The 14,392-nt window shown below is 75.3% G+C and carries 14 protein-coding genes and 1 rRNA gene; 3 read left to right on the top strand and 12 right to left on the bottom strand.

Going from position 1 to position 14,392, the window contains the following annotated elements:
- Window positions 1-34: 34 nt before the first annotated feature.
- The 5 genes from ACF1BH_RS08305 to ACF1BH_RS08285 form a co-directional block, all read right to left on the bottom strand.
- Window positions 35-868, bottom strand: a complete 834-nt coding sequence (locus ACF1BH_RS08305) for a hypothetical protein (protein WP_391641636.1) — start codon at window positions 866-868, stop codon at window positions 35-37.
- Window positions 869-918: 50 nt separating this feature from the next.
- Window positions 919-2,646 carry a DNA repair protein RecN gene (recN, locus tag ACF1BH_RS08300; RefSeq protein WP_391642180.1) on the bottom strand — a complete coding sequence of 576 codons (1,728 nt, stop codon included), beginning with the start codon at window positions 2,644-2,646 and terminating at the stop codon, window positions 919-921.
- Window positions 2,647-2,783: 137 nt separating this feature from the next.
- Window positions 2,784-3,662 carry an NAD kinase gene (locus ACF1BH_RS08295; protein ID WP_391642179.1) on the bottom strand — a complete coding sequence of 293 codons (879 nt, stop codon included), beginning with the start codon at window positions 3,660-3,662 and terminating at the stop codon, window positions 2,784-2,786.
- Window positions 3,663-3,721: 59 nt separating this feature from the next.
- Window positions 3,722-4,537, bottom strand: a complete 816-nt coding sequence (locus ACF1BH_RS08290; RefSeq protein ID WP_391641635.1) for a TlyA family RNA methyltransferase — start codon at window positions 4,535-4,537, stop codon at window positions 3,722-3,724.
- Window positions 4,538-4,544: 7 nt separating this feature from the next.
- Window positions 4,545-4,970: a hypothetical protein gene (locus ACF1BH_RS08285; protein ID WP_391641634.1), complete on the bottom strand. Its 426-nt coding sequence runs from the start codon at window positions 4,968-4,970 to the stop codon at window positions 4,545-4,547.
- A gap of 91 nt (window positions 4,971-5,061) precedes the next feature.
- Between ACF1BH_RS08285 and ACF1BH_RS08280 the strand changes: the two genes are divergently transcribed.
- Window positions 5,062-5,409 (top strand): sterol-binding protein, encoded by a 348-nt coding sequence (locus ACF1BH_RS08280; protein ID WP_391641633.1) that lies wholly within the window; start codon window positions 5,062-5,064, stop codon window positions 5,407-5,409.
- Here ACF1BH_RS08280 and ACF1BH_RS08275 read toward each other — a convergent pair.
- The 3 genes from ACF1BH_RS08275 to ACF1BH_RS08265 are packed head-to-tail and all read right to left on the bottom strand — an operon-like array spanning window position 5,393 to window position 8,377.
- On the bottom strand, window positions 5,393-6,208 hold the full coding sequence (locus tag ACF1BH_RS08275; protein ID WP_391641632.1) for an ABC transporter ATP-binding protein: 816 nt from the start codon (window positions 6,206-6,208) through the stop codon (window positions 5,393-5,395). The two genes, ACF1BH_RS08280 and ACF1BH_RS08275, sit on opposite strands and share 17 nt — an antisense overlap.
- 49 nt (window positions 6,209-6,257) lie before the next feature.
- Complete coding sequence (locus tag ACF1BH_RS08270; RefSeq protein ID WP_391642178.1) at window positions 6,258-7,322, bottom strand: FecCD family ABC transporter permease; 1,065 nt, start codon at window positions 7,320-7,322, stop codon at window positions 6,258-6,260.
- A gap of 8 nt (window positions 7,323-7,330) precedes the next feature.
- Entirely contained in the window at window positions 7,331-8,377 is a 1,047-nt protein-coding gene (locus ACF1BH_RS08265) for a FecCD family ABC transporter permease (RefSeq protein ID WP_391642177.1), read from the bottom strand.
- 70 nt (window positions 8,378-8,447) lie between these two features.
- Here ACF1BH_RS08265 and ACF1BH_RS08260 point away from each other — a divergent pair, with 70 nt between their 5' ends.
- The gene (locus ACF1BH_RS08260) at window positions 8,448-9,479 is read left to right on the top strand and encodes an ABC transporter substrate-binding protein (RefSeq protein WP_391641631.1); all 1,032 of its coding nucleotides are present in this window, start codon (window positions 8,448-8,450) and stop codon (window positions 9,477-9,479) included.
- Window positions 9,480-9,597: 118 nt separating this feature from the next.
- Here the strand turns inward: ACF1BH_RS08260 and ACF1BH_RS08255 are convergent, their stop codons facing one another.
- The gene (locus ACF1BH_RS08255; RefSeq protein ID WP_391641630.1) at window positions 9,598-10,623 is read right to left on the bottom strand and encodes an HAD-IIA family hydrolase; all 1,026 of its coding nucleotides are present in this window, start codon (window positions 10,621-10,623) and stop codon (window positions 9,598-9,600) included.
- Between the two features lie 129 nt (window positions 10,624-10,752).
- On the opposite strand from ACF1BH_RS08255, the gene ACF1BH_RS08250 reads away from it, so the two are divergent.
- Window positions 10,753-12,018: a DUF1015 family protein gene (locus ACF1BH_RS08250; protein ID WP_391641629.1), complete on the top strand. Its 1,266-nt coding sequence runs from the start codon at window positions 10,753-10,755 to the stop codon at window positions 12,016-12,018.
- A gap of 91 nt (window positions 12,019-12,109) precedes the next feature.
- Here the strand turns inward: ACF1BH_RS08250 and ACF1BH_RS08245 are convergent, their stop codons facing one another.
- From ACF1BH_RS08245 to rrf, 3 genes are all read right to left on the bottom strand, one after another.
- A complete protein-coding gene (locus tag ACF1BH_RS08245) occupies window positions 12,110-12,979 on the bottom strand; it encodes a hypothetical protein (RefSeq protein ID WP_391642176.1) in 870 nt (289 codons plus the stop codon).
- Window positions 12,907-14,034 (bottom strand): hypothetical protein, encoded by a 1,128-nt coding sequence (locus ACF1BH_RS08240; protein ID WP_391642216.1) that lies wholly within the window; start codon window positions 14,032-14,034, stop codon window positions 12,907-12,909. The genes ACF1BH_RS08245 and ACF1BH_RS08240 overlap by 73 nt, the downstream gene beginning before the upstream one ends.
- A 273-nt stretch (window positions 14,035-14,307) precedes the next feature.
- A 5S ribosomal RNA gene (rrf, locus tag ACF1BH_RS08235) occupies window positions 14,308-14,392 on the bottom strand; the annotation flags it as partial.

The raw sequence follows: 14,392 nt of genomic DNA, 5'->3' as shown, positions 1-14,392 counted from the left end.
CCGCACCGTTCGCCCGCCGTTCAGGTGGGATGTCTCACCCGCCCGACCGCTGGACCACCCCCATGGGGGACAGAACAGTCGTTCCCCGGCACCCGGTCGGGGCCGGTCCGGGCGACCGTCCCCGGATGTCGCCGACCACCGCCGCCGCCACCAGCGCCGCGGCGTGCGCGGCGAGCCCCGCCCGGCCGTACCGGGCCACGACGGACAGGCCCAGCGCCGCGCCGAGCGCATGCGCACCGGTGTCGCCGAGCATCGTGCGGGCGGCGACGTCGTCGGCGAGGACGGCGGCCGCGGCGCCCACCGGAGCGGCCGCGGCGCGCCCCGCGGGACCTCCGCCGGCCAGGCCCGGCGCGCCCAGGGCCAGGACGGCGCCGACGGCCCGGCCCGGCCGGAGGTCGAGGAGGTTGACCAGATGGGCGCTCCCGGCGACGACGACGCCCGCGAGCAGCGCGTCGACCGGCCGCCGCCGCAGCACCGCCCCGGCGGCGAGCCCGGCGCCGCCGATACCGAACAGCTTGACCGTGCCGGAGGTCACCTCGCCGTGCGCGAGCGCCGTGAGATGGGCCCGGAAGCCGCGGCGCGGGTCACCCGCGCCGCACAGGTCGTCGTACGCACCGCAGGCACCCGCGGCGAGGACGGTGAGCGCCGCGGCGGTGCGGGCGCGCGGCGTCCCCGGGGCGGCGGCCACCGCACCGGCGGCGCCGAGGGCGGTGGCGGGCCCGGCGTACAGCGTGACCGGGCGTCCGGCGTGATTGGTGCGCCGCCACCGCGCGGCGCCCCCGGGCGGTCTGCGGCGCAGCGCCGCGTGCACGGCGCGGGTGGCGGCCACCGCGCCCGCGAACACCGCCGCCCGCCCGTCCGTGAACACCCCACGTACCCCGATCGTCCCGCTCCCCTCCGCCGAGGCGGCGCCCGTCGTCACCGTCCCGTACGGGCCGTCTCCAGCAGCTCCTCGGCGTGCGCCCGGGCCGTCTCCGAGTCCTCCTGACCGGCCAGCATCCGCGACAGCTCCCGGATGCGCTCCTCGCCCTCCAGGACGGTGACGCCGCTGCGGGTGACCGAGCCGTCGTGGGTCTTGGCGACCAGCAGCTGGCGGTCGGCGAAGGCCGCGACCTGCGGGAGGTGGGTGACGACGACGACCTGCGCGGACTGCGCGAGGCGGGCGAGGCGGCGGCCGACCTCCACCGCCGCCTTGCCGCCGACGCCCGCGTCGACCTCGTCGAAGAGGTACGTCGGGACGGGGTCGGAACCGGCGAAGACGACCTCCACGGCGAGCATCACGCGGGAGAGTTCACCGCCGGAGGCGCCTTTGGAGATCGGGCGGGGCGGGGCGCCCGGGTGCGGGGCGAGCAGCAGCTCCACCTCGTCGACGCCGCTCGGACCGTAGACGACGGACCGGCCGCCGACCTCGACGCCGTCGCTCTCCTCGGCCGCCTCGGTCTGGCGGATGTCGACGCTCACCCAGGCGTGCGGCATGGCGAGTTCGGCCAGCTCCGCGGTGACATCGGCGGCGAAGCGGGCGGCGGCGGCGGTCCGGGCGTCGGTCAGCTCCTGGGCCAGCGCGCCCAGTTCGCCGCGGAGGGCGTCGCGTTCCCCGGTCAGCTCGGTGATCTTGTCGTCGTCGCCGTCCAGCTCGGCCAGGCGCGCCGCGCTCTCCTGGGACCACGCCAGGACCGCGTCGATGTCCTCGCCGTACTTGCGGGTCAGATGGGTCAGCGCGGCGCGGCGCTCCTCGACGGCGGCGAGCCGCAGCGGATCCGCGTCCAGCCCGTCGGCGTACCCGGCGAGATCGCCCGCGGCGTCCGCCATCAGGATGCCGATCTCGCCGACCCGCTCGGCCAGCGCGGCCAGCTGCGGGTCGTGACCGCGTACGGCGTCGAGGGCGCGCCGGGCCCCGGCGACGAGGGTGGCGGCGTCGACGCCCTCGGGGTCCTCCGGGTTGCCGGCCAGTGCGGCGTGCGCGGCGCCGGCGGCGGCGGCCAGGGCCTCGGCGTGGCCGAGGCGTTCGGCCTCCGCGGCGAGCGCGGTGTCCTCGCCGGGCTGCGGTTCGACGGCGGCGATCTCGTCCAGCCCGAAACGCAGCAGATCGGCTTCCTGGGCGCGTTCACGGGCCCGCGTCGTCAGGGTGTCCAGCTCGGTGGCGACCGCGCGCAGCCGCCGGTGGGCGGTGGTGTAGCGGGCGAGGGGCGCGGCGACGGCGGCCCCGGCGTAGCGGTCCAGGGCCTCGCGCTGACGGGCCGGGCGCAGCAGCCCCTGCTGGTCGGTCTGGCCGTGCACGGCGACCAACTCGTCGGACAGCTCCGTCAGCAGGCCGACCGGGACGGACCGGCCGCCGACATGGGCGCGGGAGCGGCCCTCGGCGGAGACGGTGCGGCTGATCAGCAGCGCCCCGTCGTCCAGTTCGGCGCCCGCCTCCTGGGCGCGGACCGCCGCGGGCGCCGCGTCGTCCATCGTGAGGCGGCCCTCGACGACCGCCGCCTTGGCACCGATCCGCACCAGCGCGGGGTCGGCGCGCCCGCCGAGCAGCAGGCCGAGGCTGGTGACGACCATGGTCTTGCCCGCGCCCGTCTCGCCCGTCACCGCCGTGAAGCCCGGGGACAGCTCGACTACGGCGTCGTCAATGACGCCCAGGGACCGGATCCGCATCTCCTCCAACACGGATACGACCTTACGAGGTCCACCGGCCCCCTCGCGACGGACTCCCGCCCCCGCCACCCGCCGGGGTGGCCGCCCGCTCCCCGGGGCGCCCGGGATCGTCCCGGTACACCCCGGTACCGGACCGGTCAGTGCGGGGCGCCGCGCCAGCCGGCCACCGGCAGGGCGAACTTCGCGACCAGCCGGTCGGTGAAGGAGGCGTGGTGCAGCCGGGCCAGCCGGACCGGGACGGCGCCGCGGCGGACCTCGACGCGTGCCCCGGCGGGCAGCTCGACGCTGCGGCGCCCGTCGCACCAGAGCACGCCGTGCGGCGTCTTGGGCTGCACCTCGACCGCGAGCACCGACTTCGGGGAGGTGACCAGCGGCTTGGCGAAGAGGGCGTGGGCGCTGATCGGCACCATCAGCAGCGCCTCCACCTCGGGCCAGACGACCGGCCCGCCCGCCGAGAAGGCGTACGCGGTGGAGCCGGTCGGGGTGGCGCAGACGACGCCGTCGCCGCCGAAGCGGGAGACCGGGCGGCCGTCGACCTCGGTGACGACCTCCAGCATCCGCTCCCGGGCGGCCTTCTCCACGGACGCCTCGTTGAGCGCCCAGTCGGTGTGCACGATGCTGCCATTGTTGCGCACCAGCACATCGATGGTCATCCGCTCCTCGACCTCGTAGGAGCGGGTGACGACGCGGTCGACGACCTTGTCGAGGTCGTCGCGTTCGGCCTCGGCGAGGAAGCCGACCCGGCCGAGGTTGACGCCGAGCATCGGGACCCCGGAGGTACGGGCGAAGTCGGCGCCGCGCAGCAGGGTGCCGTCACCGCCGAGGACGACGAGCAGTTCGCAGCCCTCGGCGGCGCTCTGCCGGGAGGCGACGCGTTCGACGGCGTCGGGCAGCGGCAGGTCCGCGGCCTCCTCGGCGAGGACACGGACGCCGATACGATGGCGCAGCAGGCCCGTCACGACGCGTTCGGCGCTGCGGATCGCCGCCGGACGGCCGGTGTGGGCGAGCAGGAACACCGTCCGTCCCGGTTGTCCGCCCGGGTGCGGTGCGCTCTGTGGAACTGCCTGTGTGGTGGTCAACGCGGCCCCTCCGCCACTGCACGGTCGACATCCGCCGGGTCGAGTGCGGGCGCCCCGGCGCGGAGCCACAGAAAGTACTCGACGTTGCCGGAGGGACCGGGCAGCGGGCTCGCGGTCACGCCGAGGACGCCCAGGCCCAGTTCGGCGGCGCGGGCGGCGACGGCGCGGACCGCCTCGGCGCGCAGCTCCGGGCTGCGGACCACCCCGCCGCTGCCCAGGCGCTCCTTGCCGACCTCGAACTGCGGCTTGACCATCAGGACGAGGTCGGCGCCGGGCGCGGTGCAGGCGGTCAGGGCGGGCAGGACCAGGCCCAGCGGGATGAAGGAGAGATCGCCGACAACCAGGTCGACGGGGACCCCGTCGATCGCGTCGAGGGTCAGCTCGCGGACGTTGGTGCGGTCCTTGACGGTGACCCGCTCGTCGCTCTGCAGCGACCAGGCGAGCTGGCCGTAGCCGACGTCGACGGCGACGACATGGGCGGCCCCGGCGCGCAGCAGGACGTCGGTGAAACCGCCGGTGGACGCACCGGCGTCGAGGGCGCGGCGCCCCTCGACGCGCAGCCCCAGGGGGACGAACGCCGCGAAGGCCCCGGCGAGTTTGTGCCCGCCGCGCGAGACGTAGTCCGGGTCGTTCGCGTCCTCGCGGACGACCACGGCGGCGCCGGTGGCGACCTGGGTGGCGGCCTTGGTCGCGGTCGTGCCGCCGACGGTCACCCGTCCCGCGGCGATCAGCTGACCGGCGTGCTCCCGCGAGCGGGCCAGCTTGCGGCGCACCAGCTCCGCGTCGAGTCGGCGTCGTGCCACTCCTGCCACCTGTGGTTCAGCTCCTGAGGTCGTTCGTCGCCGTGCCGTGTCCGGCCGGCGTGGGGGCGGGCGGCCCGGGCTGCCCGTCGAGGGCGGCCAGCGCGTCACGCAGCCCACGGTGCACATCCTCGTACACCGCGAGGTGCGCGCCGACGGCGAGGTGGTCGGCGTCGGCGAGGCGGCGCAGCGGGGTGTCGACGGCGGGCTCGCCGGTGGGGGCGAGGGCGACGCCGAGCGGCTGCGGGGCGGCGGGGGCGGCGCTCTCGTCGGGTGCGGTGCCCGCCCCGGTCCCGTCGGGCTCCCGCGTGGCGTCCGGTGCGGGGCCGGGCTCCGGCGTGGCCGTGGCGGCGGGCCCGGGCTCCGGCTCGGGGCTCCGGCCGGGCTCCGCGGCCGGGGGCTGGTGCGGGCGGTGCGGCGGCGGGCCCGGCGTCGGCTGGTGCATGCCCCCGACGCTACCGCGTACCGCCGGGCGGGCCCGCCACGCCGCCGGGCGGGAGCCGTGGCGGCACGGCGCCGGGCTATCGTCGGCGGCGATGGCAACTCTCGACCAGTGCCGCGCGGCCCTCGACCGGCTGGCCCGGAACATGTCCGGTGCCGAGGGCGAGGTGCGCAGCGCCGCCGCGCTCGACCGCTCGCTCAGCTGCCGCCTCACCGACCCCGACGTCACGTTCCTGGGACGGCTGGCCCACGGCACCATCGAGGACGTGACGAGCGTGCCGGGACCGCCGCCGTACAAGGCCGAGATCCGGCTGGTGATGTCCGGGGACGATCTGGTCGCGCTGGTCGACGGGGAGCTGGACTTCGCGCGGGCCTGGGGCCGGGGCCGGGTGCGGCTGGAGGCCGGGGTGCGGGATCTGCTGCGGCTCAGGAAGCTGCTGTAGCCGCCGCGGGGCGCCGCGCCGCGCGGGCCGCCGGGACGATCAGCGGGGTGCCGGTCTGCGGGTCGTCGATGATCTGGCAGCGGAGCCCGAAGACCGACTCGACCAGTTCGGCGGTGACGATGTCGCGGGGGGCGCCCTCGGCGACGACCCGGCCGTCCTTCAGCGCGATCAGATGGGTGGCGTAGCGGGCGGCGTGGTTGAGGTCGTGGAGGACGGCGACGAGGGTGCGGCCCTGTTCCTCGTGGAGGGCGGCGCAGAGGTCGAGGACCTCGATCTGGTGCTGGATGTCGAGGTAGGTGGTGGGCTCGTCGAGGAGGAGCAGCGGCGTCTGCTGGGCGAGCGCCATCGCGATCCACACCCGCTGGCGCTGGCCGCCGGAGAGTTCGGCGACGTACCGCTCGGCGAGGTCGCCGATGCCGGTGGCCGCCATCGACTCCCGCACGATCCGCTCGTCCTCGCGCGACCACTGCCGCAGCACGCCCTGGTGCGGGTAGCGGCCGCGGGCGACGAGGTCGGCGACGGTGATGCCGTCCGGCGCGACGGACGACTGCGGCAGCAGCCCGAGGGTCCGGGCGACCTGCTTCGCCGGGTACGAGGAGAGCGCCGCGCCGTCCAGCAGGACCTGGCCGCCGGCCGGCCGGAGCATCCGCGCCAGCGCGCGCAGCAGGGTCGACTTGCCGCAGCCGTTGGGGCCGACGACGACGGTGAAGGAGTGGTCGGGGATCTCCACCGAGAGGTCGTCGGCGATGACCCGGCGGTCGTAGGCGAGGGTGAGGTGCTCGGCCGCGAGACGGCTCACTGGGGGCTCCTGGGGGTTGTCTTCGGGTCGGGGGCCGGGGGCGGGGCGCTCATATCCGTCCGGCGCGGCGCTCGGTGGCCAGCAGCCAGATGAGGTAGCCGCCGCCGAGCGCGCCGGTGAGGACGCCGACCGGCAGCTGGTCGGCGCCGAAGAGCCGCTGCCCGGCCCAGTCCGCACCGACCAGCAGCGCGGCGCCCATCGCGGCGGAGGGCAGCAGGTTGGCGCCGGGCGCGCGGGTCAGCCGCCGGGCGAGCTGCGGGGCCGTCAGCGCGACGAAGGCGATCGGCCCGGCGGCCGCGGTCGCGGCGGCGACGAGGACGACGGCGGCGAGCAGCGCGACGGCGCGGACCCGCCCGGTGCGGACACCGAGCGCGCTCGCCGCGTCGTCGCCCATCTCCAGCATCCGCAGCGGCCGCCCGTACGCCAGGATCAGCGGGACGAGGACGGCGCAGACGGCGGCGAGCGGCCACACCTGGGACCAGTCGCGGCCGCTGAGCGAACCGGTCATCCAGGTGGTGGCGCCGGTCGCCTCGACGATGTCCGCCTTGGTCAGCAGGTAGAGGACGAGTGCGTAGAGCATCGCGGCGGCGCCGATGCCGACGAGGACGAAGCGGTAGCCGTGGATGCCGCGCTGCCAGGCCAGCAGGAAGATGGCGAGGCCGGTGCCGAGGCCGCCGACGACCGCCCCGGCGGCGACCGCGAAGGTGCCGCCGTGCAGGTACACGATGACGAAGAGCGCGCCGACGGAGGCGCCCTGGCCGAAGCCGAGGACGTCGGGGCTGCCGAGCGGGTTGCGCGAGACGGTCTGGAAGACGGCGCCCGCGATGCCGAAGGCGGCGCCGACCAGCAGCCCCACCAGGACGCGCGGCAGCCGCAGTTCACGGACGATGAACCGCTGGCCCGCCTCGCCGCCGCCGGTCAGCGCCCGCAGCACCTCGCCGGGCGTCAGCGGGAAGTCGCCGGTGCCGATGAGCGCGACGGCCGCGGCGAGGGCGAGGACGAGCAGCGCCGCCCCGGCGGCGACCGCCCGGACGCCCAGCCGCAGCGACAGGCCGCCGGGCGTCCGGAGGGTGGTGGTGCGCCGGGTGCGCCGGGCGTCCGGCGTGGTGGTCACGGGGGTGTTCACAGCTGGGCCGTCCTCCGGCGCCGTACGAGGTGGATGAAGACCGGGCCGCCGAGGACGGCGGTGACGATGCCGACCTGGAGTTCGCCGGGCCGGGCGGCGATCCGCCCGAGGATGTCGGCGCCGAGCAGCAGCACCGGTGAGAGCACCGCGGAGTACGGCAGGATCCACCGCAGGTCCGGGCCGGTCAGCGCGCGGACCGCGTGCGGCACCATCAGGCCGACGTAGACGATCGGGCCGCAGGCGGCGGTGGCGCCGCCGCACAGCAGGGTGACCGCGCACATCGCCAGGATCCGGGTCCGGGTGAGCCGGGCGCCGAGCGCACGGGCCTGGTCGTCGCCGAGCGCCACGGCGTTGAGCGGCCGGGCCAGCAGCAGCGCGAGGACCGCCCCCGCCGCGAGGAACGGCGCGAGGTGCCGGAACGTCGGCAGGGTGGCGGTGGCCAGCGAACCGACCGTCCAGAAGCGCATCTTGTCCAGCGCCGCGGAGTCCAGCAGGTTGACGGCGTTGGTGTAGCCGGTGAGGACCGCGGTCAGCGCGGTACCGGCGAGCGCGAGCCGTACGGGCGTGGCGCCGCGGGTCCCGCCGAGGACGTGGACGGCGGCGGAGACCACCGCGGCGCCCAGGAAGGCGAACCAGACGTAGCCGGTGAGCGAGGTGACCCCGAGGACGCTGATCGCGGTGACGACGGCGGCCGCGGCACCGGCGTTGATGCCGAGCAGCCCCGGGTCGGCGAGCGGGTTGCGGGTCAGCGCCTGCATCACGGCGCCACCGAGGCCGAGGGCGGCGCCGACGACGAGGCCGAGGAGGGTACGCGGCACCCGGACGTCGTGGACGATGACGTCGGTGTCGGTGCCGGAGTAGTGGACGAGACCGTGCCAGACCTGGTCGAGCGGGATCTGCTTGGCGCCGACGGCGAGGCCGAGCGCGGTGAGGACGGCGAGCGCGCAGACGGCGGCGACCAGCCCCGCGAGGCGCACGAGGTGACGCCGCGACGGTGTCACCGGCGCCGGGACCGTGGGGGTTTCGGGGGGACTGTCTACCAACACGATGAGTTAGGTTAGCCTACCCTCACACTTCTGACTCCCCCGCCCCTTCCAGGAAGAAGCACCTCCCATGCGCACCTCCCGCACCCTCACCCCGTCCCGACGCGGCCTCCTCGCCTCCGGCGGCGCCCTCGGCATCGGCGCGCTCCTCGCCGCGTGCGGCGGCGGCAGCGGCAGCGGCGGCACGGGATCCGGGGCGACGGGCGGCGGCGCCTGGACGTTCACCGACGACCGGAAGAAGAAGGTGTCGCTCGGTCACCCCCCGCAGCGCATCGTCGCGTTCACCGGCACCGCCGCCGCGCTGCACGACTTCGGCGCGGACACCCGCATCGTCGGCGTCTTCGGCCCGACGAAACTGCCGAACGGCAAGCCCGACCCGCAGGCCGGCGGCCTCGACGTCGACAAGGTCACCGTCCTCGGCAACGCCTACAACCAGTTCAACGTCGAGAAGTACGCAAGCCTCGCCCCCGACCTGCTGATCACCAACATGTACGAGCCGGGCGCCCTCTGGTTCGTGCCCGACGACCGCAAGAGCAAGATCGCTCAGCTCGCCCCGAGCCTCGCGCTGACCGCCTCCCGCACCCCGCTGGTGAAGATCATCGAACGGTACGCGGAGCTGGCCGGGGCGCTCGGCGCCGACCTCAGGGCCAAGCGCGTCACCGACGCCAGGGCCCGCTTCGAGAAGGCCGCCGCCGACCTGCGCGCCGCCGCCAAGGCCAACCCCGTCAAGGTCCTCGCCTGCTCCGGCAGCGCCGACCTCTTCTACGCGTCCAACCCCGGCATCAACGCCGACCTCATGTACTACAAGTCACTCGGCGTCGACCTGATCGTCCCCGACCACCTCGACAAGGGCGGCTACTTCGAGAGCCTGAGCTGGGAGAACGCCGACAAGTACCGCGCCGACGTGCTGCTCCTCGACAACCGCACCGCCACCCTCCAGCCCGAGGACCTGGCGAGCAAGCCGTCCTGGGCCCAGCTCCCCGCCGTCAAGGCCGGCCAGATCACCCCCTGGTCCAGCGAGCCCCGCTTCTCCTACGCGGGCGCCACCCCGCTCATCGAACAGCTCACCCAGGCCATCCGGAGCGCGAAGAAGGTGCGCTGAAGCGGTACGTGCGGGACGGGCCCGCCGGCCCGGGCGGGCGGCGGACCCGGGACGGGGCGCACCCGCCGCCTCCGGCGTCCGCCGGTCCCGCCCGAACCCGGTGGCCCGCCGCCCGCGCTCACATCCCCAGCGCCCGCAGCGCCCTCTCGGCATCGCCCGCATACGCGCCGTCGCCCGCCGCCGTCCACGCCGCCGCGCAGAGCGCCCGCAGCCCGTCCAGCGGCGCCCCGTCGCCCTCGACGTCCAGCCGGCCGCGGTGGTCCACCGCCCGCAGACCGCCGCACCGGAACCCGTCCCCGTCCGGCACCACCGCGGGCTGCGGCACCAGCAGCCCGCGCAGGTCGGCGTCGACATAGGCAGGCCGGTGCGGCGGCGGCGCGACCAGCAGATCGGCGGGGGTGGTCACGCCCGTGAGGACCAGCAGCGCGTCGACCCCGCCGTTGAAGGCGCCCTCGATGTCCGTGTCGAGCCGGTCGCCGATGACCAGCGGCCGGCGCGCACCGGTCCGCAGCACCGTCTCACGGTGCATCGGCGGCTGCGGCTTCCCCGCCACCCGCGGCGACCCGCCCGCCGCGATCCGCACCACCTCGACCAGCGCGCCGTTGCCGGGCGCGATCCCCCGCTCCCGCGGAATCGTCAGATCCGTGTTGGACGCGAACCACGGCACCCCCCGCTGCACCGCGTACGCCGCCTCGGCCAGCCGCCCCCAGTCGATCCCCGCGTCGTAGCCCTGCACCACCGCCGCCGGATCGTCGTCGGCCGACTCCACCGGCTCCAGCCCGCGTTCGCGCAGCGCCACCCGGAGTCCCTCACCGCCGACGGTCAGCACCCGGGAGCCCGGCGGCACCTGCTCGGCGATCAGCCGGGCCACCGCCTGCGCCGAGGTGATCACGTCCTCGGCACCGGTCGGCAGGCCGAATCCGGTCAGTTGGGCGGCGACGGTCTGCGGGGTCCGGGCGGCGTTGTTGGTCACATACGCCAGATGCATCCCGCCCTCCCGCGCCGCGGTGAGCGCGTCCACGGCGTGCGGCAGGGCCACGCCCCCGGCATAGACGACCCCGTCCAGATCCAGCAGCGCCGTGTCGTACGTGGCACCCAGCGCACGGTCACACCCCTTGGGCCGCCCGCGCATCCGCTCCGTCATGCCGCTCCGCTCCTCACCGCCCGCCCCGCACCGCGCCCGGTACGGACCCCGCGGGCCACCGATACATCCAGCCATGTCCTGGCTCTCCCCCGATCATCCCGCACCGGGTCGGCGCCGTAGCATTCCCCAATGACCGATACCGACGGCCTCCGCCTCCTCCCGTTCCGTGGACTGCGCTACGCCCCGGACCGGATCAGCAGTCTCACCGCGGTCACCTCTCCCCCGTACGACGTCGTGGTCCGGCCCGACGGCGTCCGACTGCTGGAGACCGCCGACCCGTACAACATCGTGCGGCTGATCCTGCCCCAGGCCGCCGATCCGGCCACCCGGCACCGGCAGGCCGCCACCACCTTGACCCGCTGGCGCGCCGAGGGCGTCCTGGTGACGGACCCGCTGCCCGCGCTCTACGTCTACGAGCAGCGGAGCGGCGACATCCTCCAGCGCGGGCTGATCGGCGCACTGCGGCTGGACGGCCCGGTGCTGCCCCACGAGGACGTCATCCCCGAGGTGGTCGAGGACCGCGCCGCACTGATGCGCGCCGCGGCCGCCAACTTCGAGCCGCTGCTTCTCGCCTACCGCGGCGACGGCTCGGTTACCGGCGCCGCCGCCGTCATCGAGACCGCCGTCCGGCGCGCCCCGCTGCTCGCCACCACCACCGAGGACGGCTTCACCCACCGCCTCTGGGCCGTCACCGACCCGGACGAACTCGCCGCGATCGACGCGGACCTGTCCGGCCATCAGGCGCTGATCGCCGACGGCCACCACCGCTGGGCCACCTACCAGCGGCTTTTCGAGCAGACACCCGGCGCCGACGCCGACTCCCCCTGGGCCTTTGGCCTGGTGCTGCTCGTCGACACCGCCCGCCACCCGCTCCAGGTCCGCGCCATCCACCGGGTGCTGCCGCATCTGCCGCCCGCCGAGGCGCTCGACCGGCTCGCCGGCGCCTTCCGGGCCCGCCGGCTGCCGGGCGACGCGGCCGCCGCCCTCGCCACCCTGGAGAAGACCCCGGGCAACGCCTTCGTCCTCACCGGTGGCACCGGCACCTACCACCTCCTGGACCGCCCCGACCCGCAGCTGCTGGCGGAAGCGGTACGCGCCGACCGCCCGGAGCTGTGGCGGACCCTCGACGCCACCGTCCTGCACTCCGTCCTCCTCGACACGGTCTGGCAGATCCCCGACCACCCCTCGCACATCAGCTACCTCCACCACACCGAGGCCGCCCTCGCCCAGGCCGCCCGCCACGGCGGCACCGCCGTCCTGATGCGCGCCGCCACCGAGGAAACCGTCCGCGCCCTGGCCCGCCAGGACGTGACCATGCCCCGCAAGTCCACCTCCTTCGGCCCCAAACCGGCCACCGGCCTGGTCCTGCGCACGCTGGACTCGGCGATGGACTGACCGGGCGCTCCGCCCCGGCAACGCACGGAGGGCGGGACCCCAACGGGATCCCGCCCTCCATCCGTCACATCATCCGCGACGCGGCACCGGCTCAGCCCTGCTCGGGCGCACCGCCCTCGGCACCGTCCCGGCGGACGTCGTCCGCACGGTCCTCACCGGCGTCCTCGTCGGCCACATCGACCGCCGCGTCGACGACCCCGGCACCGGCCTCGGCCGCGTCCCGGTCCGCCGCCGCGGGCTTCCCGGCCGCGGACTCCTCGTCGTCCGCCGACTCGTCCAGCGCGTCGGTGAACTCCACGCCGTCCAGCTCGGCCAGCCGGTCCGACGCGTCGGTCGTCCCGCCCTGGTCGGCCTCCAGCGCCTTGGCGAACCAGTCGCGCGCCTCGTCCTCCCGGCCGACGGCCAGCAGCGCGTCGGCGTACGCGTAGCGCAGCCGCGCCGTCCACGGGTGCACGGCGCTCGACGCCAGCTCGGGGCTCTGCAGCGTCACCACCGCGGCCTCCGCCTGCCCCATGTCCCGGCGGGCACCCGCGGCGACCAGCCGCATCTCGACCTGTCCGGCCTTGTCCAGCTTCGCCACCTCGGGCTCGCCGGCCATCGCCATGGCCTTCTCCGGACGCCCCAGACCGCGCTCACAGTCCGCCATGACGGGCCACAGCTCCACGCTGCCGGTCATCCGCCGCGACGCCCGGAACTCCGCCAGCGCCTCGCTGTACTTGCCGACGGCGTACGCGGCGAAGCCCGCCGCCTCCCGCACCGCCGCGACCCGGGACGCCAGCCGCAGCGCGACCCGCGAGTACCCGTACGCCCGCTCCGGGTCCTCGTCCAGCAGCTTCGCCACCATGACGAGGTTCTTGGCGACATCCTCGGCGAGCGTCTTCGGCAGGCTCAACAGCTCCTGCCGCACGTCCTTGTCGATCTCGTCGCCGGTGACGTCCTCGGGAATCGGCAACCGCTTGATCGGCTCCCGACGCTCGTCCCGCCGATCGTCCCGCCGCTCATCACGCCCACGCCCGGCCCCGTAAGGCCGCCGCCCCCGCTCATCGTCCCGGCGGAAACCGCCACGGTCGTCGCGTCGGTCGTCGCGACGGAAGCCGCCACGGTCGCCACCGCGGTCGTCACGTCGGAATCCGCCCCGGTCGTCACGTCGGAATCCGTCCCGGTCTCTACCGCGGTCGTCGCGTCGGTCGTCCCGGCGGAAGCCGCCACGGTCGCCGCCCCGGTCGCCACCGGACGGACGGTCGTCCCGACGGAACGACGACCGGTCATCACGACGGAAACCACCACGGTCACCACCACGGTCATCCCGGCGGAAGCCACCACGATCGCCACCGCGGTCGTCCCGACGCTCATCACGCCGGTCGTCCCGGCGGAAGCCGCCCCGGTCACCACCGGACGGACGGTCGTCCCGACGGAACGACGACCGGTCATCACGACGGAAACCACCACGGTCCCCACCACGGTCATCCCGACGGAAGCCACCACGATCGCCACCGCGGTCGTCCCGACGCTCATCACGCCGGTCGTCGCGACGGAATCCGCCCCGGTCACCACCACGGTCGTCCCGACGCTCATCGCGTCGGTCGTCCCGGCGGAAGCCGCCCCGGTCACCACCGGACGGACGGTCGTCCCGACGGAACGACGACCGGTCATCACGACGGAAACCACCACGGTCACCACCGCGGTCATCCCGACGCTCATCACGCCGGTCGTCCCGACGGAAGCCACCGCGATCGCCGCCGCGGTCGTCCCGACGCTCATCGCGTCGGTCGTCCCGGCGGAAGCCGCCCCGGTCACCACCGGACGGACGGTCGTCCCGACGGAACGACGACCGGTCATCACGACGGAAACCACCACGGTCACCACCGCGGTCATCCCGGCGGAAACCACCACGGTCACCACCGCGGTCATCCCGGCGGAATCCGCCCCGGTCACCACCGCGGTCGTCCCGACGCTCATCACGCCGGTCATCGCGACGGAAACCGCCCCGGTCACCACCGGACGAGCGGTCGTCACGACGGCCGTAACCGCCACTGGACGGGCGCCCGCCACGGTCGAAGTCGCGTCGCGGGCCCCGGTCGTCACGCCGGAAACCACCGCGGTCGCCGTCGTCACGCCGCTGCGGCCGGCGCTCCGAACGATCGTCGGAAGAGTTGGTGGACATCGACGTGACTCCTGTCTTCGGCACTGCATTCATTCTCACGCACCGACCACTTCGGCGCGCTTCGGCAAAACAAAAAGGACCCCTGGTCCCAGCATGAACGCTGGGACCAGGGGTCCTGAAAAATTGTTCGGCGGCGTCCTACTCTCCCACAGAGTCCCCTCTGCAGTACCATCGGCGCTGAAAGGCTTAGCTTCCGGGTTCGGAATGTAA

The organism is Streptomyces sp. NPDC014733, from assembly GCF_043083385.1.
In the GTDB taxonomy this organism is placed as follows: domain Bacteria; phylum Actinomycetota; class Actinomycetes; order Streptomycetales; family Streptomycetaceae; genus Streptomyces.
The sequence above is the reverse complement of the archived record's forward strand: the minus strand, read 5'-3'. Positions and strand labels throughout refer to the sequence as shown.

Coding starts and splice junctions, on each gene's coding strand:
- ACF1BH_RS08285 (WP_391641634.1), bottom strand. CDS start 4,970: ATGCACCAGCCGACGCCGGGCCCGCCGCCGCACCGCCCGCACCAGCCC.
- ACF1BH_RS08260 (WP_391641631.1), top strand. CDS start 8,448: ATGCGCACCTCCCGCACCCTCACCCCGTCCCGACGCGGCCTCCTCGCC.
- ACF1BH_RS08250 (WP_391641629.1), top strand. CDS start 10,753: ATGACCGATACCGACGGCCTCCGCCTCCTCCCGTTCCGTGGACTGCGC.
- recN (WP_391642180.1), bottom strand. CDS start 2,646: ATGCGGATCCGGTCCCTGGGCGTCATTGACGACGCCGTAGTCGAGCTG.
- ACF1BH_RS08255 (WP_391641630.1), bottom strand. CDS start 10,623: ATGACGGAGCGGATGCGCGGGCGGCCCAAGGGGTGTGACCGTGCGCTG.
- ACF1BH_RS08280 (WP_391641633.1), top strand. CDS start 5,062: ATGGCAACTCTCGACCAGTGCCGCGCGGCCCTCGACCGGCTGGCCCGG.